This is a genomic window from Rhizobium yanglingense (genome assembly GCF_977109285.1).
Map to the genome: position 1 here is coordinate 388,947 of NZ_CDSAWY010000004.1, position 18,434 is coordinate 407,380.

An 18,434-nucleotide genomic window follows, 5' to 3' on the forward strand; every position below is an offset into this window, starting at 1 on the left:
TCGGCGAGGAACTGGCGGGTATCGGCGACGACCGGCGCCATGGCCGGCTTCAGCGCATCGTTGACGCGATCGGCGCCGGTCACCGATCGGATCGAGCAAGCTTGGCCGATATCGACGCGGCGCAGCGCGTTCGGCCTTGTAGGTATAGTAGCGCGGACCGCTGACCTTCGGCAGCGGCGTGGACCGGTCCTCTGTCGGCTGACACCTGCCCGCCTGGCAGCGGCGGGACCGGATGCATCTGCTGCGTCGGCGCTCTGCTGTCGCCGCGGATGAGGTCCATCAACGTGATAAGCCTGCGCCGGCGCGGCCACGCCGCAAGATCTGCAACGAACAGCTGCTCAGTGAGCGGCACGATCGCTGCCGTCTTGAAAAATGTGTCATGCTGATTTCCACGTCCCCGTATCGCGTTGTCGCCTGGCATCGGCTAAAGCCCGATTCTCAACATGTCATCGTAGCTCTAGGACTTATCAGAAAGGATGGTGAATGAAAAGGAAACCGCCTCCCGAGCGCCACGAAGCACCGGCATGACTTGTGTAACACCGTCAAAGCGCTCGATTGCCAGGACGAGCGAGTGCGTACAAAATTATGAATTTCATTGAGTTAATTTCTTTACCGAATTGCGCGCGATCGCCGCAGCGGTCAAACGAGCCATCCGGGCCATAAAGGTAAGTTGCAAGCGGATGTCGACTGAAAAGACCACGAAGGAAGCCGAGTGCCCCGTACAAACGACTGAATAGCATGGCGCGCCCTTGTCATACCTCGTTTCACGAAGCACCGGGCACTTTTGCTTGCCAGAGAGAATCCGCATTCGGAGCTATAAGACCGCCGCGATGCGACGGCATACCCGCGCTTCGGCTTGATGACCGACATGACGAAGGCAGGGATCACGATGACATCGACGCGCACGGAAACAGATACCTTCGGCCCGATCGAAGTGGCGAGCGACCGCTATTGGGGCGCCCAGGCGCAGCGCTCCCTCGGCAATTTCAAGATCGGCTGGGAAAAGCAGCCGCTCGTCGATCGTCCGCGCGCTCGGCATCGTCAAGCAGGCCGCCGCCCGCGCCAACATGGAACTCGGCCGGCCTCGATCCGACAATCGGCAACGCCATCGTCAACGCCGCTCAGGAAGTCATCGACGGCAAGCTCAACGACCACTTCCCGCTCGTGGTCTGGCAGACCGGTTCGGGCACGCAGTCGAACATGAACGCCAACGAGGTGATCTCCAACCGCGCGATCGAAATGCTCGGCGGCGTCATGGGCTCGAAGAAGCCGGTGCATCCGAACGACCACGTCAACATGAGCCAGTCGTCGAACGACACCTACCCGACGGCCATGCACATCGCCTGCGCCGAGCGGGTCGTCCACGACCTGCTGCCGGCGCTGAAGCACCTGCATGCGGCGCTCGATAGCCAAGGTCGAAGGCGTTCGACCACATCATCAAGATCGGCCGCACGCATACCCAGGACGCAACGCCGCTGACGCTCGGCCAGGAATTCTCCGGCTATGCCGCACAGGTCGCGCTCCGCGATCAAGCGCATCGAGATGACGCTGCCCGGCCTTTGCGAACTGGCGCAGGGCGGCACCGCCGTCGGCACCGGGCTCAACGCGCCCAGTCGGCTTTGCCGAAAAGGTCGCGGACGAGATCGCCAAGATCACCGGCATTGCCGTTCGTCACCGCGCCGAACAAGTTCGAGGCGCTTGCCGCGCACGATTCGCATGGTCTTCAGCCACGGCGCGATCAACGCCGCAGCAGCCGCCCTGTTCAAGATCGCCAACGACATCCGCCTGCTCGGCTCCGGCCCGCGCTCCGGCCTCGGCGAGCTGTACGCTGCCGGAAAACGAGCCGGGCTCGTCGATCATGCCGGGCAAGGTCAACCCGACCCAGTGCGAGGCGCTGACGCAGGTCTGCGCCCAGGTGTTCGGCAACCACGCCGCGCTCACCTTCGCCGGCAGCCAGGGCCATTTCGAGCTCAACGTCTATCAACCCGCTGATGGCCTACAACTTCCTGCAGTCGGTCCAGCTTGCTCGGCGATGCGGCTGTCTCCTTCACCGACAATTGCGTCGTCGGCATCGAGGCCCGCGAAGACAACATCAAGGCGGCGCTCGACCGCTCGCTGATGCTGGTGACCGCGCTTGCCCCGAAGATCGGCTACGACAACGCCGCCAAGATCGCCAAGACGGCGCACAAGAACGGCACGACGTTGAAGCGAAGAAGCACGTCGGCAAGCGGGCTACGTCACCATCTGAACAGTTCGACGAGATCGTCCGCCCCGAGCAGATGATCGGCCCGAAATAAACCGGCGCGATCTCGTCCGCCTCCCAAACCTGTCCGGCAGGCGAAAGCTGATGGGCGGTCGCCCTGAAACCGGCTGACCGAAAACAAAAGGCTCGCAGAGGTCGATCGCGAGCCTTTCGCCGTGTGATCGGTGTTACGCTCGATTGCCAGATCGTCGACAACCTTTCGACGAAGCTGACCGCCACCTGCGTCAGCCGTGATCACGAAGCCGCCGACGACATCGACTTCGTGCAGGGCTTCTCCCGCCCCCAGCGTGCGTTCTAATCTGATCTGTCAGGATTTGGCCCGGCTGCGGGCCGGGCGGATTTCTACTGTGCTGCCGGAACCTCCGGCCCCTTCAAGGAACCGGCATAAAAAACCTCGGCAGGATTAAGCCTTGCAAGGATTTCAGTTTGGAAGGCGCCGGTTAGATAACCGCTCCCTTTGCTGAAGGCGATTGCAGCGCTGCTGACGATGACGAGAGCCATCGTTAACGACAAAAAATGATGATGCTGAGACATTTGCATCGTCGTATCTCTTTGCTCGACCTGTTCGGCGTTCTGCCCGGTCCGCTTACTGATATCTGGGCTCGCTGAAGTCCGGTTTAAAGCCCGTATAATCACAACTGATCATGCATGAACGCCGAATAATCATGCCGCTGTGGTCGTCATTCGATGGGGGCAACGATGCCTGCTTGACGATTGCATTTGCCGTTCGCCCGATTTAGATCGGTTCCAAACTGTGCGATGCCAATCTCAAGAAAGGTCACTTCGATGGCTGACGATCTCTTCCCGCTCGGCAAGGACACCACCCCTTACCGCAAGATCAGCAGCGACCACGTCTCTGTCGACAGCTTCAGGGGACAAGAGATCCTGACGGTAGAACCAGAGGGCATGCGGCTGCTTGCCGAAACTGCCTTTGCCGACATCAACCATTTGCTGCGGCCCGGCCACCTGAAGCAACTTGCCGCCATCCTCGACGATCCGGAAGCAACCGAAAACGACCGTTTCGTCGCCTACGACCTTCTGAAGAACGCCAATATCGCCGCAAGCGGCATCCTGCCCATGTGCCAGGACACCGGTACTGCTATCATCATGGGCAAGAAGGGCCGCCGGGTGTGGACCGAAGGCGGCGATTACACAGCGCTCGCAGAGGGCGTGATGGACGCCTACGAGAAGAAGAACCTGCGCTATTCGCAGCTCGCGCCTCTCAAGATGTTCGAGGAGAAAAACACCAAGAACAACCTGCCCGCCCAGATCGACATTTATGAGGAAGGCACGGATTCCTACGATTTCCTCTTCGTCGCCAAGGGCGGCGGTTCGGCCAACAAGACCTTCCTCTATCAGGGCACGCCGTCGCTTCTGACGCATGACCGCATGATCGACTTCCTCAAGGAAAAGATCCTGACGCTGGGGACGGCAGCCTGCCCCCCCTACCATCTGGCGATCGTCATCGGCGGCACCTCGGCCGAAATGAACCTCAAGACCGTCAAGCTCGCCTCGACACGTTACCTCGACGGCCTGCCGACGGAAGGCTCCGAGAGCGGCCACGCCTTCCGCGATATCGAGATGGAAAGGGAAATCCACAATCTGACGCAGCAAATGGGCGTCGGCGCCCAGTTCGGCGGCAAATATTTCTGCCACGACGTGCGCGTCATCCGCCTGCCCCGCCACGGCGCATCGCTGCCGATCGGCCTCGGCGTCTCCTGTTCCGCCGATCGTCAGGCCAAGGGCAGGATCACCCGCGAGGGCATTTTCGTCGAACAGCTGGAAACCGATCCGTCCAAGTATATGCCGGAAATCGACGAGACGAAGCTGTCGGAATTCGATGGTCCGCATCGACCTCAACCAGTCGATGGCCAACATCCTTGCCGAATTGACGAGACATCCGGTCAAGACCCGCCTGTCGCTGACGGGAACGATCATCGTCGCGCGCGACCTTGCCCATGCGAAAATCCGCGAACGCCTCGAAAAGGGTGAAGGCATGCCGGACTACATGAAGAACCACCCGGTTTATTATGCCGGTCCGGCAAAGACGCCAGCCGGCTACGCCTCGGGCTCCTTCGGCCCGACCACCGCCGGCCGCATGGACAGCTATGTCGACCAGTTCCAGTCCTTCGGCGGCTCGATGGTGATGCTTGCCAAGGGCAATCGTTCCCGCGCCGTGCGCGAAGCCTGCAAGGCGCATGGCGGCTTCTACCTCGGCTCTATCGGCGGTCCGGCCGCCCGCCTGGCGCAGGATTGCATCAAGAAGGTCGACGTCCTGGAATATCCGGAACTCGGCATGGAGGCCGTCTGGAGGATCGAGGTCGTGGATTTCCCGGCCTTCATCGTCATCGACGACAAAGGCAACGACTTCTTCCAGGAGCTCAATCTCGGCTGAGTGCCATCAATGAACCACGGCGGTCTTGCGCGGATCGATCTGCTGGGTGCTGGCCAGGCGATCTAAAGCCTGAAAATCGGCAGCGCCCAGCGATTCTTCGGCCCTTACGCTGGCGAGGATATCGGTGCGGAACGCGCCGTCGAAGAAGCCGCTGTCGGGCAGCAACAATGCCGAGCCGGCGACGATGGCGGCCGCAAGAATGAGCGGGGACGTATGACGAGAGGTTTCCATAATCTCATGCCTTCCGTAGGACCCTCGAGGTCCATTGAGAAGGAATGTGCGCCTCGTCCACCGTTTACAAAAGAGCAAATTTTCGACACCAACTGTCAACAAATCGAAGACGATCAAAGACAATCGTCCGAAATGCCCGCGTAATTTGGGGGTTTTTCGCAGCAAAATGCGCCAAAATGTGAGAAAGACTTCAGGTTTTCGCCTGATTTCCATTGCCTAGTATTTCATCGCCGGGGGAGCAGAATACTCACATCTAATCTTTAGTATATATGCCTTTAATCCTTTCCCAACGAATTTAAGCTAGTCAATAGAAGATTGCCTTCGAAATCTCATTGAGGAGTATGCCGAATGACTGCGGCTGCAGCGCCAAAGGCGCAGGTTTCCCCGACGTGGCAGGTCAGATCACCTATGCCATGCGCTCGATGGGGGTCGCGCCAATCCCGCGCAATTACGAGCTCTTCTATGAGGCCTATATCGGCTCCAACCCCGCCTTGACGCGCGACCTTGCTGCCCTTGGCAGTCAGACGACCCAGGAAGAACTCGACGCGCTCGGCGCGCAGCACTTCACCCATTCGCCCGCCCGAGGATTTCTTCGACGACGCGCACACGCGCATCGCCGCCGAGCTCGAAGGGCTCCTGCGCGTCCTGCGCCGAGGAGGAGACCTCGCTCTGAAAGCTACAACAAGCTGCTCGGCGAAACCTACAAGCGCATCAATTCCAAGAGTGCCGCCAGCGTCGAACTCATCGAAAACGCCATCACTATTCTCACCGAGGCGACCGGCGATACGATGGCGCATGGCGAAAGGACTGTCGAGAACGTCGCCCAGCGTTCGCAGGAGATGGACCGGGTCCGCAAGGAACTCGATGAATACAAGCGCATAGCCAATACCGACTCGCTGACGCGCCTTTCCAACCGCCGGGCCTTCGACGATCGCCTCGCCGCCGTCTTCGACAATCCGACACTGAAGCCCATTACCGCGCTGGTACTCGCCGATATCGACAATTTCAAGAAGATCAACGACACTTACGGCCATCCGGTCGGCGACAAGATCCTCGCGACCGTCGCCTCCGTTATCCGTGCCAATGTCCGCCGCGATATCTTCGTCGCCCGCACCGGTGGGGCGAGGAGTTCGCGCTGACCATCGTCGACGGCAATACGCCGGAGGAAGTGATGAGCATGGCGGAGCGCATCCGCCGCACGCTCGAGGCCACTCCGTTCAAGAATTCCCGCACCCGCGTGAATTATGGCCCCGTGACCGTCTCCATGGGTGTCTGCATGGCATCGAACGCCGATGATCCGGGCGAGCTTTACTACAAGACCGACATCGCTCTCTACGGAGCAAAGAATGCCGGGCGCAACTGCTGCATCCTCTACCAGGATGGCATGCAGAAAGACTCAGCAAGAGCTGGCTGATCTACAAGTCGTAACAGTCACCATTCGGTGACGGCTACCTACCACATCGTCTTTGCCGCACGGTCCGCCCACTCCCGGTCGTAGGTTTCGTGATCGAAATCTTCCGCCGCCGCCTTGAGCATCAGGCCGGGCGTCGGCAGTTTCGCAGGATCGGCAAAGTTCTCCGGGTTCCAAAGCTGCGCTCGCATAAGCGCGCGGGCGCACTGGAAATAGACCTCGTCGATGGTGATCACCACGATGGTGCGCGGATGCCTACCATCCATCTCGAAAGTTTCGAGCAGCGCCTCGTCGTTCGACACCACCCCGCGGCCGTTGATGCGCATCGTCGTGTTCGAACCCGGCACTAGGAAACATGAGCGCAAGGCGCGGATCGCGCACGATATTTGAAAGCGAATCAACGCGGTTGTTGCCGCGCCAGTCGGGCAGATGCAGCGTCTTTTCGTCGATCACCCGCACGACACCGCCGATGTCGCCGCGCGGCGAGCAGTCGAGCCCTTCCGGCCCGACGGTCGCCAGCGCCATGAAGGGCGAAGCTCGATCATCTGGCGATAGAGCGGCGTCAGCACCCTGGTCACCTTGGCAACGGACGCCTGCGTCAGGCCTCCCGCATAGATTTGCCGAGTTCCTCAACCGTCCTGATGACTTTCATGATCGTCCTGCCACGTTTCAAAGACCGCCCACTAGCCGCCCGAAATGACGCTACAATGACGCCGTTTGCCCGGAAGCTCAAAAAGCGGAATGATCTCAGCATCTTTTTTGATGGGATCATCGGCAAGGAAACGCTGGATCTCCGCAAGTACCGGCTCGGCGCTGACGATCCGCCGGTGGCCGGAGAGCCGTTGGCCCAGAAGCCGCACGCTCCTGCCGAGGCGGCGTAGCGCCGCGCATCGTTCGCGCTGACTTCCTTGTCGTCTTCCGCGTGGATCACGGGATCAGTAGCGCCGTTGCAGCCGCCTCCCCGCATCGAAATCCTCCGTCTCCGGCCGGTCAGCCGATGCACCTCACCCTCAAGCGCCGCCTGTGCCGCCCTATCGAGGCCGACCATCCTGCCGAAGCCGGCAAACAGCCATTTCATCTCGCTCGGCGAGCCGATTGTGACATCTTTCCGGCCGACAGCGCTTCGATTTCCAGGTAGCAGGCCGGCGGCCGAAACCATCAGGGCCGCGCCGCCGAAGGAATGGCCGACTGTCGCGTCGAATGGCCCAAACCGCGCCTCGGCTGCGGCGATCGTCTCTACGGCAAGCCCCATATGCAGGAAGCGTCCGCCTGCGCGCCCGTGGCCCGGAAAATCGACGCCGATCACCTCCGCTCCGCTTGCGGCAAGCGCACCGATCAGATCGGTCATGTATTCCATGCTCGATCCCCAGCCGTGCGTCACAAGGTAACGCTGCCGCCTGCCGGCAGCACCGCCGCTGATCCGGTAGGCATGCGCCCGCCGCCCACCCGCAAGGCGAAACTCAATTCGCTCCGCCGATTGCAGGAAAACCCGGCCGGCCGCATGCGCCGCTCTGGCCTTTGCGCCCTTTGGCTTTGCGGACGGCGTCAGGCAGAACAGCCGGAATGCCGTCTTGCCCGCAAGACGCGGTGAAACCGCCTGCAACAGCGAAAATCCGCAGGAGGCGGGTGACCTTGAGTGCAAAGTTTGGCATAGTGGGAATCCAATAATGTTCAACACTGAACAATAAAGTACAACGATGAACAAAAATCAATCCCTTCCTTGGGATCATCCGCGTTTTCGCAGCTGGATCGCCGTCGCCCGCGCCTGCCAGTTGATGCAGCAATCCTTGGGCCGCTCGCTGGCAGAGCTCGATATCAAGACCCCGCATCTCGATATTCTGATCAATCTTTATCGCTTCGAGGGCATCTCGCAGCAGGAGCTTGCCCGCAAGCTCCTCGTCGGCCGCTCCAATATGAGCATGCTGCTGCCACAGATGGAAAAACGCGGCCTGATTGAGCGCCGCGGCGACGACAAGGACAAGCGCGTGCTGCGGCTCTACCTGACACCCGAGGGCCGCAGCGTCACCGAGCGCGCCATGGTGATCCAGACCAACCTGATCGAGCGGGTGCTGTCCCCCGAGCCGATCGAGCAGTGCATGGCCATGGCAAGCTCGATGGAACGCATCATCGGCGTGCTGCAGCAGGATCTGCGCGACGAGGATTGATGTCAATGCAGCGTCGCCGCCGCCCCCGTACCGGCAAGCGAGCGGTATTCCCAAGCGGCAACGACGATCAGCACCAGCGTCGCCAGAATGCCCATCAGCATAGACCTCGATGCACCGGCGCGACAGGAAGGCCAGCAGGATCGAGCAGCACCAGGCCGGCGAGATGCAGAGAGCGGCGCTCCGCCCGCTCGGTCGCGCCCTTGAACCAGAGATTGCCGATCAGGAACAGGCCGGAGCCGCCGAGGACCGCCGCCAGCGACGCCGAGATCGCCGGCTGTCGTGGGGATGCGAGAACATGAACTCGACGGCGACCGCATGGACGATGATGCCGGCGAGAATCGGGATATGCGCATAGGTGAAGGCCTGCCGCGCCAAGGCGGCCCGGCGTCTCGTCATGCTCGATGCGGTGGGCGGCGCGCCCGATGGCCGAAGCGGAAGTAGAGCCACCACATGGCGACGGTGCCGACGAAAGCGCGTGACGAAGACGGCGGTGGTCAGGACCGGAGAACGGCAGCTCCGCAAAGGTGCGGCCGGACACGAGGATCGCTTCGCCGAGGCAGATGATGACGAAGAGCGCGCAGCGCTCCGCCATGTGGGCGCCGGATACGTCCCAGTCCGCGCGCCGTGGAACTGGCCGAGCCCCGGCACGGCAGAAGCCCGCGGCCGGACCCGGCATATTGGATCGCAGGACGCGATCAACCCATGGCGATCAGCCGGGCCGTCATGCTCGAGCAGCCCGCCGGCGATCCAGAAGACGCCGGCTGCCGCGAGCCAGGCGGTGATGCGGACGAAGTTCAGCGTAGTTCGGCGCGGCCGGCGTCGCGTCAGTCCTGGGTTAGAGAGCGCAAAGAGCGAGCGCCCGACCTGCATCAGCCACGTAGGCAGCAGGCAAACAGCAGCCCCTTGTCGCCGAAAGCCTCGGGGATGGAGGCCGACAGCACAGCCAGCCCGAGCAGCATCAGCGCCACGAGCATGCCGCGCACCGGCATCTTGTCCGGATCGAGCCAGTTCGTCACCCAGGCGGTAGAAGACCCAGACCCACCAGACGGCGAAGGTCATCAGCGCCGCTTCGGCGGCGCCGAGCGGCGCGTAGTGGGCCGCCAGTGCGTGGGAAAGCTGAGAAATGGAAAAGACGAACACCAGATCGAAGAAGAGCTGAGAAAGCTGACCTTGCTGTCGGCCGGACTTCCCTTCGAACGCAACCAGTTCTTCCTGGTTTCCGCCATTTTCCCTTTATGGCTGTTGATCGCTCAGCGCGGCTTTTCCGCGACGTCGCGGCTCATGCCCTTCTCGCCGAGTTCCTTCTCGTATTGCGCAAAAAGCTCCTCGCCACGCTCGCCGAGCTCGCGCAGGATCAGATCCAGGTGAAGATGCCCGTATCGTGCATGTCGTCGAAGCCGATGCGCACGGCATAATTGCCGGTCGGCGTCATCGAGATGATTGAGACGTTGCGCTTGCCGGGAACCGTCAACTTCTGCCCCGGCCCATGGCCCTGTACTTCTGCCGAGGGCGAAAGCACACGTAACATTTCGGCAGAAGATCAAACTTGTTCTGGCCGTCGTTGAAGGTCACGGTCAGACGCTGCCGGTCCTTCGAGACACGCAGTTCAGTCGGCCAGATATCGCTCATCGCTCCCCTCCAATTGTCACAGAGCAGTAGGCAATCGAGCATTTCGAGGCAAGCTCAATTTACCGTGCGTCCCCCGCCTTTCCCTTGACGGTGCAGCCACATCTGTCCACATTACCATGACGACGGAGGTTTTGGTGAACAGCAACGTTGGTTCGATAGCAAGCGCATCGCCTCTAGTGGCAGATGCAGCCCCGATGATCGACCCCTTTCGGGCGGGCGGTCGCTTTACTCTGCGCGTCGTCGGTCACGGACCGCTGCGATTTCCGCTGCACCTACTGCATGGCGGAACACATGACATTCCTGCCGAAGAAGGACCTTCTGACGCTGGAAGAGCTGGACCGGCTCTGTGCACGGCCTTCATCGCCAAGGGCGTGCGCGAGGGGTGCCGAAGGCTGACGGGCGGCGAGCCGCTGGTGCGCAAGAACATCATGCATCCTCGTCCGCGAGATCTCGCGACATTTGCGGATCAGGCTCCGGCCTCGGAGGAGCTGACGCTGACGACCAACGGCTCCCAGCTCGCGCGGCCATGCGGAGGAGCTCGGCGGACCTTGCGGCGTGCGCCGCATCAACGTCTCGCTCGTGCTTCGCTCGACGCCGACAAAGTTCCGCAAGGCCATCACCCGCTGGGGCGATCTTGGCCGAGGTGATGGAGGGCATCGACGCGGCGCAGGACGCCGGCATCGAAGGTCAAGCTGAATGCGGTCGCGCTCAAGGATTTCAACCGAGCTCGAGATTCCGGACATGCTGCGCTGGGCCCATGGCCGCGGCATGGACTTGACACTTATCGAAACCATGCCAATGGGCGAAATTGATCTCGACCGAACGGACCAATATCTTCCCTTGTCGCTGCTCAGAACAAGGCTGCGGGAAGAATTCACGCTGAACGATATTCCTTACAAGACGGGTGGCCCTGCCCGTTATGTCGAAATTGCGGAAACGGGTGGTCGTCTCGGCTTCATCACGCCGATGACGCATAATTTCTGCGAAAGCTGCAATCGTGTTCGCCTGACTTGTACCGGGACACTTTATATGTGCCTCGGCCAGGAGGATGCAGCAGATTTGCGTGCTCCCTTGCGGGCATCAGAAGGCAACGAGCTCCTAAGCAACGCTATTGACGAAGCTATCGGCCGCAAACCGAAGGGCCATGACTTCATTATTGACCGCCGCCATAATCGCCCGGCAGTTTCCGCCGGCGTGGATCTTGGCGAGGGTGAGCGCTTCCACTTGAGTGCCTCAAGCAGCGCCGCGGGATCGCCGATCGGCAACAGTGCCGGATCGAGGGGCGACGGCTCGTTGGGGATTCTTGTCGTCCGAAGAGGTGGTGCGACTCGGTTTTAACGGCGGCTTTTCCTGAACGCGTTCGGGCGCATCCGGTGTGGGTGTGGGACCACGCGGCGGTTCAGTGGAATTTGGAACATCTTCCGGCATGATGTGTCTTCTTTCTGGAGGAAGCCCGGCGGGAACCGGGCTCATGCTCAATGCCAGGTCTGGCGCTCATACCAGTCGTCGACCTCGCGATGGATGCGATCCTTGGCAATGCCGTAGCGCTCCTGAAGCTTGCCTTCAAGCTGCTCGCGGCGGCCCGCAATCTGGTCGAGATCGTCGTCAGTGAGCTTGCCCCACTGTTCCTTGATCTTACCCTTCATCTGCTTCCAGTTCCCTTCGACACGATTCCAAATCCATCTTCCTTCTCCTCTTTAACTGGACATGAATGGAAAACGCCAACAGCCCGGATTTGTTCAAATTTTTGGACAGGGAGACGTTATGTGCGATTGATCGAAACGCCGCCGTCGGCGAGCATTGTCGAACCGGTGACGAAGCTCGCCATATCCGAGCCCAGGAAAAGCGCCACCTTGGCGATCTCTTCCGGCTGGGCGACCCGCTTTAGCGCGTGCAAGCCTTTGACGAAGGCGATCGTCTCCGCCGTGGCGTCCGGGAAGTTGATCGGATTTGCCTGTGTGTCGACGCCGCCTGGAAGCAGTGCGTTCACGCGCACTTTCTTCGGCCCCAATTCAACCGCTAGCACCTGCACGAGCCCCATTAGCCCCGCCTTTGCCGCCGCATAAGCGCCCATGCCGGGCATGCCGACCGTATGGCCGACAAAGGTCGAGGTAAAAATGATCGATCCGCCGCCGCGCTCAACCATCGCCGGCGCCTGATGCTTGGCGGCAAGAAATCCGCTTGTCAGGTTGAGGTCGACGGTATCGCGCCAATCGCCGAGCGAGATATCGGCAAGCGAGCCATAGGCGCCGGTGCCGCCCGCATTATTGAAGGCGATGTCGAGCCCCCCGAAACGCCTTGACGCCGTTTCCACGAGCGATCGATGCAGTCCCTCGTCGCGTATCTCGCCTGCAACGGCAACCGCCTCTCCGCCGTCGGCCTCGATCTCCTCGACGAGCATTTCCAATTCTGCCTCACGCCGTGCCGTGACGACGAGTTTCGCCCCCTCGGCGGCAAAGAGTTTGGCCGCGGCGCGGCCGATACCGGCGCTGGCGCCACTGACAATTGCGATCTTTCCATTCAGGCTGTTCATGCCGCACTCCGTTCATTGCTGAAGATTAAGTTCGGCACTCAGATCGCAAAACCGTGCGGCTGCAGCCACCCGTTTCCTGCCCTGCTTGAAGAAAACAAAATAACACGGACGGTCGAGGGCGGGTTCCAATTCTGCCGGTGCCGATCTTATGGAGCCAGAGATCACCTCGCTCTCCGGCACATGTCGAACAGAAGGACTTCGCGACAATGCGGCGGCTCTGCGTGGCCAATACTCCAACACGCCACGCAACAAAAAAGATTTGCCTTTGAAAACCGTGGCTTGAGCATAGTCCCGGCCACCAAACTCGGTATTGGCGCCGCTTATTGTGCACCGCGCAATCGATTTATTTTGGATGTGACTTTCATTCGATTCCCTTGATGCGCCATCCCCTCTAAAGGGACGGCACGAAAATCGGAATCTCTTTTCATGCCGCGGTCTCGCAATACCCAGGGCGCAATCTTCATGAGCTTGGCCATGGCCGGCTTTTCCTCTAGCGACGCCCTCTCCAAGTCGGTCATCAGCTATATGAACGCTGGCGAAATCATCTTTATCCGCGGCGTCTTCACCAGCATTCTCGTCTATCTGATCGCCCGCCATCTAGGGGCGCTCCGCTCCTGGCGCATCGTGCTGAAGCCGATTATCATCCTGCGCGTCATCTGCGAAGTGCTTGCCGCGGTCTTCTACATCACGGCGCTGGGCATGATGCCGATCGCCAATGCCTCGGCCATCCTGCAGTCCCTGCCGCTCGTCGTGACCTTCGGAGCAGCACTCTTTTTCCGCGAGCCAGTCGGCTGGCGGCGCTGGTCGGCAATCCTGGTGGGCCTCCTCGGCGTCATGATCATCATCCGCCCCGGTCCCGAAGGCTTCACGCCCGCAGCCCTTCTCTGCGTCGCCAGCGTCCTGGTGACGGCGGGGCGCGATCTTGCAACCCGCTCCATCGATCCCGAAATCCCCTCGTTAATGGTGACCGTCATCACCGCGATGTCGGTCGCCTTCTTCGGCGCGCTCCTCATGCCGGCGCTCGGCGGCTGGCAGCCCGTCAGCCTCACTTCGCTTTCGCACCTGCTGCTCGCTTCCGTCCTGGTGCTGATCGGCTATCAATGCGTCATCCTCGCGATGCGCACCGGCGAAGTCTCCTTCGTCGCGCCCTTCCGCTATACGAGCCTGATTTTCTCCGCACTTCTCGGCGTCTTCTTCTTCGCCGAGGTGCCCGATTTCTGGACGCTCTGCGGAGCTGCGGTTGTCATCGCGTCCGGCCTTTATACTTTCTATCGCGAGGCCAAACGCCGCGTGCCGCCGATGGCGCAGGAATCCGAGCCCAGAAGCCCCGTCTGAGAACCGCCATGGCCGATTTTTCCCTGCAGACCACCAATATTCCTGGCGTCATCCTCGCCGGCGGCCGCTCGACGCGCATGGGGCAGGACAAAGCCTCCGTCATGCTCGGCGGCCGCTCACTGCTCGATCATGCCATCGCGCGGCTGGCCCCGCAGGTCTCTACAATTGCGGTGAATGCCGACAGCGAGCCGCAATGCGGCCTGCGCTTCATTCCGGATATCGTCCCCGGCAAAGCAGGACCGATGGCCGGCATCCATGCCGCAATGGCGCATGCGGCCACGCTTCCGGGCGTCAGCCATGTCGTGACCGTTTCGATCGACAGTCCCTTCTTCCCGGCAGAGCTTGTCGCCGATTTCGCCGCCGTAATCGATTCCCCGGCAAAGATCGCGATCGCAACCTCCGAAGGCCGCCCTCATCCCGTCTTCGGCCTTTGGCCGGTTTCGCTTGGGGACGAACTCGCCGGCTGGATCGCAACGGACGAAAAGCCGGCGCGTGCGCGACTTCCTGTTACGGCATAACGTTGCGGAAGTTGCCTTCCCGCTGCATCCGACGCGCGCCAGCCTGCTCGACCCATTCTTCAACATCAACACGCCCGACGACTTGGTGGAAGCCGAGCGCTGGCTGCAGGTGCTCGTCATGACCGGACCACGCATATTCGGAATCGCCGGCTGGAAAGAATTCGGGCAAGACGGGCCTTGCCGTACGTCTCGTCGAGGAGTTCACCCGCCGCGGCTACCGCATCTCGACGATCAAGCACGCCCACCACGATTTCGATATCGACAAGGTCGGCGCCGACAGCTACCGCCACCGGCAGGCCGGCGCGCATGAGGTGACGATCGTCTCCGGCACCCGTTATGCCATCATGCATGAGTTGCGCGGCGCCCCCGAACCGGCCTTCGAGGAAATCCTCGCACGCCTCGCTCCCTGCGACCTGGTACTGATCGAAGGCTACAAGCGCGAACCGATCCCGAAGATCGAAGCCCGCCGCCTGGAAGCGGCCAGGCGCGATCCGCTGGCACCGACCGATCCGCATATCTGCGCCATCGCCGCCGACCATCCCATCACGGACACGGATCTGCCGGTCTTCAATCTCGACGACACGACCAAGATCGCCGATTTCATCGCCGCCAAGATCGGACTTTCTCCGGCTTGCAAATACAGAAAAAGCCGCCGCGCGAGCGACGGCATTTTCTCCTCGAGCTGATTGCCTTACTGGTTCGACGCGACCGGGCGCACCAGAGCCGTGACGCGGCGAATGGTCACGCGGCGGTTTTCCTGTTCCGGACCATCCATATTGACCTTCAGATAGCGCTCGCCATAACCCTGCGTCGCAAGATTTTCCGGCGGAATGCCATAGACGTCCGTCAGCACGTTGGCGACCGATTCGGCACGCTGGTCCGAAAGGACGAGATTCGCTCTGGTCGGAGCCGACCGCATCCGTATGGCCTTCGATCAGGAAGGTCTCGCTCTGATCCTTTTGAAGCACCTCGTTCATCGCATCCGCGACCTTGCGCAGGCTCTGGGCCTGGCTCATCGGGATCTCGGCGCTACCCGTCGCGAAGGTGATCGTATCGAGGTCGATACGACGGACTTTGTCGCGGATACGGGCCGAATACTTCACCTCGTTCAGCGAATAGACGCGCTCGACGGGTTCCACGGGCGGCTCGCTCAGGAACTCGTAGTAATCGCGATCCGGATTGCTGCTTGTGTCGATGATGTAATCGCGCACCGGGATCCCCAGCCGCATCGGCGGCAAATCAGCGCCCGGATCCTCGAAGTAGCCGCGGTCCGGATCATCGTAGAGTTCCGGCGAATAATAGAGAACATATTCGCGGCCGCCGCCGTCGATGCGCGAGCGCTGGATGATATCGCCATAGCGGTTGCGGATGGTCACGATGCGATAGCCTTCCGGACGCTCGATCGTCTCGCGGTAACGGTCCCGCGAAAGCTGTTCGTAGAGCGGCCGTTCGCCGTCCCTGAGGAAGCGGCGGTCGTCATCGCTGCGCACCACAATCCGGTTGTTGTACTGTATGATGGTGCGGTTGTCGTCACCCTCGTAACGCTCGACGCGCGCACCTTCCGGGCTCATGAACTCTGGCCTGCGGTCAAGCCTGCGGCCCTCTTCGCTCGTCACCGCCTCAAACTTGACCGGAGGACGGCGCTGGCCTTCCGGCGCGAGCTGCGCATCGGCATCGGATTTCGGGGCGGCGATGACCTGCTGCTCTGCAGCGCGCAGGCGATCACGTTCACGCCGTCCGCCCCGGCCGGCAGCCCGGTCGGCATCCTTGTCGCTGTCGAGCACGGCCGCACCGTTCTCGACCGGCAGGACAACGGTCTCATTGCTCTTGCTCGGATCCTCGGCGATCTGCTTGCGGCGATCGAGCTCTTCCGGCGTCACTTTCTCAGGAGCAGGAATGGCCTGTTCTGTCGGCTGCGCATCACCGCTCGGCTGTTCGCCAGTCGGCGCTGCGGGCTGGACGGGCACCTGCTCGCCCTGCTGTTGCAGCGGCTGTTCGCCACCTTCGGCAGGCTTCTGCGCCTCGCCCGGCTCTGCGGGAACCGGCGGTTCTTCGGGTGCGCGGGATGTCGGCGGGCACAGGAGCCTTCTCGGGCGCCGGTGATTTCTGGGGAACGGCGGCCTTATCCTCGGCCGGCTGCTGCTCAGGCTGAGCTTCTTTCACGGGCTTGCGGCGGGGTTTTGCCGCGGGCTGCTGCTCACCTTCAGTTGCTTGCTGCTGCCGCTTGCGCGGGCGCTGCTGCTCGGGCTGCGCCTCTTCCGTCTGCTGTTGCGGCTCGTCGGCCTCCGGCTGGGCTTCGCCCTGCTGGGGCGCTGTTTCCTGCTGTGCAGGCTGCTGCTCGCGCTGCTTGCGGCGCGGCCGCTCTCGATCTCTGCGCGGGCTGCTGTTCCGGCGCAGCCTCAGGCGCTACCTGCTCCTGCTGTGGCTCGGGCGCGGCCTGTTCCGGCGCGGCTTGACGCTTCTTGCGTCGGGGCTGTTCCTCGCTTGGCTGAGCCTGCTGCGCTTCCGGGGCCTGCTCGGGTTCGGGGTCTGCCTTGCGCTGCTTGCGACGCGGCGCTTCCTGTTCGGCCTGCGGCGCCTCCTGCTCGGGTTGTGCCTCAGGCTGCTGCTCCTCGGCGGGCCGCTTGCGTTTCTTCTTCAGAAGCTCTTCATCCGAAGGCGCAGCATCCTGCGCGACCTCGTAGCTGCCGCTGATCACCTGCGGTATGGGCCGCAGCGCACTTCCACCGGCTGCGGTCGCTGCATGGGCCGGCGACATAGCCAGCGACAGCGAAAGCAGCGGAAAAGCGGCGCTGGCAAACAATCTCGATTTCATTCCCATGGGGTTCCTCGTCTTCTTGTTGAGCCTTTTGGAACACCTGCAGGGCGTCCCGACGTTTGTGGGCGGACTCAAGGATCCAAATCGTCCAAATCCGGATTTGTTCCCCCTGTTTTAGGAAGCCCGTCATTAACCCGGTATGAATGCTGCGGTTCGGTGCCGTTCATCTTTGCCACAGTTTGCGCCGCGCCATTCCGCAGCGATTCCAGTTGCAATTTGCAAAAAAAAGGTTTGATTATCGCGCCAAGGCGGTGCCCCGTGCCCGCCGCATTCCGGTCGCTGGCGGATAAGAAGAAGACGCAGCGGCCAACCAACAGAGAGGATCCTCATGCGTATCACCACCCGCTTTCTCGCAGCCGCTTCACTCGCAGCGCTGTCGCTTTTCGCAGGTTCGGCAATGGCCGACGGCGAGAAGTACGTGATCGGCACCGACTCGACCTACCCGCCCTTCGAATTCGTAGACGCCAGCGGCGAGATCAAGGGCTTCGACATCGACATCGCCAAGGCGCTTTGCGCTGAAATGAAGGCCGAATGCACCTTCGTCAGCGCCGACTGGGACGGCATCATTCCGGCGCTGCAGGCCAAGAAGTACGATATGATCGTTTCGTCGATGTCGATCACGCCGGAGCGTCTGAAGCTCGTCGACTTCACCAACAAGTACTACAACACGCCGCCGGCCGTCGCCGTGCCGAAGGACTCGACGATCACCGACGTCGCCGGCCTGAAAGGCAAGACGATCGGCGCACAGACCTCGACGACGCACGCCAACTACGCCGAAAAGCACCTTGCCGACACGGAGCTCAAGCTCTATCCGACCGCCGACGAGTATAAGCTCGACATCTCGAGCGGCCGTATCGACGCCGCCATCGACGACGTCGTCGTTCTCTCCGAATGGATCAAGTCGGAAGCCGGCGCCTGCTGCAAGATCCTGACGACGCTTCCCGTCGACAAGGAAATCAACGGCGAGGGCGCCGGCATCGCCGTGCGCCAGGGCGACCCGCTCAAGGACAAGCTGAACACCGCGATCGCAGCGATCCGCGCCAACGGCAAGTACAAGGAAATTCAGGACAAGTACTTCGACTTCAACGTTTACGGCGAATAAGAAAACCTGTAACTGACCGGCAAAGATGGTGGCG

General features: G+C 61.6%; 11 protein-coding genes and 10 pseudogenes. 10 read left to right on the forward strand and 11 right to left on the reverse strand.

The window, feature by feature from the left end; genetic code table 11:
• The first annotated feature begins 889 nt into the window (after positions 1-889).
• Positions 890-2,297 (forward strand): annotated as a pseudogene (fumC, locus tag ACW4PC_RS06830) (class II fumarate hydratase).
• Positions 2,298-2,420: 123 nt separating this feature from the next.
• Complete coding sequence (locus ACW4PC_RS06835; protein WP_455873265.1) at positions 2,421-2,561, forward strand: hypothetical protein; 141 nt, start codon at positions 2,421-2,423, stop codon at positions 2,559-2,561.
• A gap of 44 nt (positions 2,562-2,605) precedes the next feature.
• Here ACW4PC_RS06835 and ACW4PC_RS06840 read toward each other — a convergent pair whose 3' ends face one another.
• Positions 2,606-2,803 carry a hypothetical protein gene (locus ACW4PC_RS06840; protein WP_455873266.1) on the reverse strand — a complete coding sequence of 66 codons (198 nt, stop codon included), beginning with the start codon at positions 2,801-2,803 and terminating at the stop codon, positions 2,606-2,608.
• A 219-nt stretch (positions 2,804-3,022) separates the two neighbouring features.
• On the opposite strand from ACW4PC_RS06840, the pseudogene ACW4PC_RS06845 reads away from it, so the two are divergent.
• Positions 3,023-4,658: pseudogene (locus ACW4PC_RS06845) on the forward strand (fumarate hydratase).
• A 6-nt stretch (positions 4,659-4,664) separates the two neighbouring features.
• Here ACW4PC_RS06845 and ACW4PC_RS06850 read toward each other — a convergent pair.
• Entirely contained in the window at positions 4,665-4,889 is a 225-nt protein-coding gene (locus ACW4PC_RS06850; RefSeq protein ID WP_455873267.1) for a hypothetical protein, read from the reverse strand.
• A 348-nt stretch (positions 4,890-5,237) separates the two neighbouring features.
• Here ACW4PC_RS06850 and ACW4PC_RS06855 point away from each other — a divergent pair.
• Positions 5,238-6,317: pseudogene (locus ACW4PC_RS06855) on the forward strand (GGDEF domain-containing protein).
• A 24-nt stretch (positions 6,318-6,341) separates the two neighbouring features.
• Here the strand turns inward: ACW4PC_RS06855 and ACW4PC_RS06860 are convergent.
• The 3 genes and pseudogenes from ACW4PC_RS06860 to ACW4PC_RS06870 form a co-directional block, all read right to left on the reverse strand.
• Positions 6,342-6,566: a hypothetical protein gene (locus ACW4PC_RS06860; RefSeq protein WP_455873268.1), complete on the reverse strand. Its 225-nt coding sequence runs from the start codon at positions 6,564-6,566 to the stop codon at positions 6,342-6,344.
• On the reverse strand, positions 6,556-6,825 hold the full coding sequence (locus ACW4PC_RS06865; RefSeq protein WP_455873269.1) for a pyridoxamine 5'-phosphate oxidase family protein: 270 nt from the start codon (positions 6,823-6,825) through the stop codon (positions 6,556-6,558). The genes ACW4PC_RS06860 and ACW4PC_RS06865 overlap by 11 nt, the downstream gene beginning before the upstream one ends.
• Positions 6,826-6,983: 158 nt before the next feature.
• Positions 6,984-7,952: pseudogene (locus ACW4PC_RS06870) on the reverse strand (alpha/beta hydrolase).
• Positions 7,953-7,997: 45 nt separating this feature from the next.
• On the opposite strand from ACW4PC_RS06870, the gene ACW4PC_RS06875 reads away from it, so the two are divergent.
• Positions 7,998-8,465 (forward strand): MarR family winged helix-turn-helix transcriptional regulator, encoded by a 468-nt coding sequence (locus ACW4PC_RS06875; RefSeq protein ID WP_455873270.1) that lies wholly within the window; start codon positions 7,998-8,000, stop codon positions 8,463-8,465.
• A 2-nt stretch (positions 8,466-8,467) separates the two neighbouring features.
• Here the strand turns inward: ACW4PC_RS06875 and ACW4PC_RS06880 are convergent.
• A pseudogene (locus ACW4PC_RS06880) lies at positions 8,468-9,691 on the reverse strand (low temperature requirement protein A).
• Positions 9,692-9,715: 24 nt separating this feature from the next.
• Positions 9,716-10,094: pseudogene (locus ACW4PC_RS06885) on the reverse strand (gamma-butyrobetaine hydroxylase-like domain-containing protein).
• 116 nt (positions 10,095-10,210) lie between these two features.
• On the opposite strand from ACW4PC_RS06885, the pseudogene moaA reads away from it, so the two are divergent.
• Positions 10,211-11,306, forward strand: a pseudogene (moaA, locus tag ACW4PC_RS06890) (GTP 3',8-cyclase MoaA); the annotation flags it as partial.
• Between the two features lie 263 nt (positions 11,307-11,569).
• Here moaA and ACW4PC_RS06895 read toward each other — a convergent pair.
• Together ACW4PC_RS06895 and ACW4PC_RS06900 are read right to left on the reverse strand one after the other, a co-directional pair.
• A complete protein-coding gene (locus tag ACW4PC_RS06895) occupies positions 11,570-11,773 on the reverse strand; it encodes a CsbD family protein (protein ID WP_455873626.1) in 204 nt (67 codons plus the stop codon).
• A gap of 83 nt (positions 11,774-11,856) precedes the next feature.
• Complete coding sequence (locus ACW4PC_RS06900; protein ID WP_455873271.1) at positions 11,857-12,627, reverse strand: SDR family oxidoreductase; 771 nt, start codon at positions 12,625-12,627, stop codon at positions 11,857-11,859.
• A gap of 426 nt (positions 12,628-13,053) precedes the next feature.
• Between ACW4PC_RS06900 and ACW4PC_RS06905 the strand changes: the two genes are divergently transcribed.
• From ACW4PC_RS06905 to mobB, 3 genes and pseudogenes are all read left to right on the forward strand, one after another.
• Positions 13,054-13,962, forward strand: a complete 909-nt coding sequence (locus ACW4PC_RS06905; protein ID WP_455873272.1) for a DMT family transporter — start codon at positions 13,054-13,056, stop codon at positions 13,960-13,962.
• A gap of 8 nt (positions 13,963-13,970) precedes the next feature.
• Positions 13,971-14,595: pseudogene (mobA, locus tag ACW4PC_RS06910) on the forward strand (molybdenum cofactor guanylyltransferase MobA); the annotation flags it as partial.
• A 3-nt stretch (positions 14,596-14,598) separates the two neighbouring features.
• A pseudogene (mobB, locus tag ACW4PC_RS06915) lies at positions 14,599-15,166 on the forward strand (molybdopterin-guanine dinucleotide biosynthesis protein B).
• A gap of 5 nt (positions 15,167-15,171) precedes the next feature.
• Here the strand turns inward: mobB and ACW4PC_RS06920 are convergent.
• Together ACW4PC_RS06920 and ACW4PC_RS06925 are read right to left on the reverse strand one after the other, a co-directional pair.
• Positions 15,172-17,301, reverse strand: a pseudogene (locus ACW4PC_RS06920) (OmpA family protein).
• Positions 17,302-17,369: 68 nt separating this feature from the next.
• Positions 17,370-17,612 (reverse strand): hypothetical protein, encoded by a 243-nt coding sequence (locus ACW4PC_RS06925; RefSeq protein ID WP_455873273.1) that lies wholly within the window; start codon positions 17,610-17,612, stop codon positions 17,370-17,372.
• 14 nt (positions 17,613-17,626) lie between these two features.
• On the opposite strand from ACW4PC_RS06925, the gene ACW4PC_RS06930 reads away from it, so the two are divergent.
• The gene (locus tag ACW4PC_RS06930; protein ID WP_455873274.1) at positions 17,627-18,400 is read left to right on the forward strand and encodes an ABC transporter substrate-binding protein; all 774 of its coding nucleotides are present in this window, start codon (positions 17,627-17,629) and stop codon (positions 18,398-18,400) included.
• Positions 18,401-18,434: the final 34 nt, after the last annotated feature.

Excerpts from the sequence above, each read along its gene's own strand:
- ACW4PC_RS06860 (WP_455873268.1), bottom strand. The coding sequence starts at position 6,566 with ATGGATGGTAGGCATCCGCGCACCATCGTGGTGATCACCATCGACGAG.
- ACW4PC_RS06840 (WP_455873266.1), bottom strand. The coding sequence starts at position 2,803 with ATGCAAATGTCTCAGCATCATCATTTTTTGTCGTTAACGATGGCTCTC.
- ACW4PC_RS06875 (WP_455873270.1), top strand. The coding sequence starts at position 7,998 with ATGAACAAAAATCAATCCCTTCCTTGGGATCATCCGCGTTTTCGCAGC.
- ACW4PC_RS06930 (WP_455873274.1), top strand. The coding sequence starts at position 17,627 with ATGCGTATCACCACCCGCTTTCTCGCAGCCGCTTCACTCGCAGCGCTG.
- ACW4PC_RS06850 (WP_455873267.1), bottom strand. The coding sequence starts at position 4,889 with ATGGAAACCTCTCGTCATACGTCCCCGCTCATTCTTGCGGCCGCCATC.
- ACW4PC_RS06865 (WP_455873269.1), bottom strand. The coding sequence starts at position 6,825 with ATGGCGCTGGCGACCGTCGGGCCGGAAGGGCTCGACTGCTCGCCGCGC.
- ACW4PC_RS06900 (WP_455873271.1), bottom strand. The coding sequence starts at position 12,627 with ATGAACAGCCTGAATGGAAAGATCGCAATTGTCAGTGGCGCCAGCGCC.
- ACW4PC_RS06905 (WP_455873272.1), top strand. The coding sequence starts at position 13,054 with ATGCCGCGGTCTCGCAATACCCAGGGCGCAATCTTCATGAGCTTGGCC.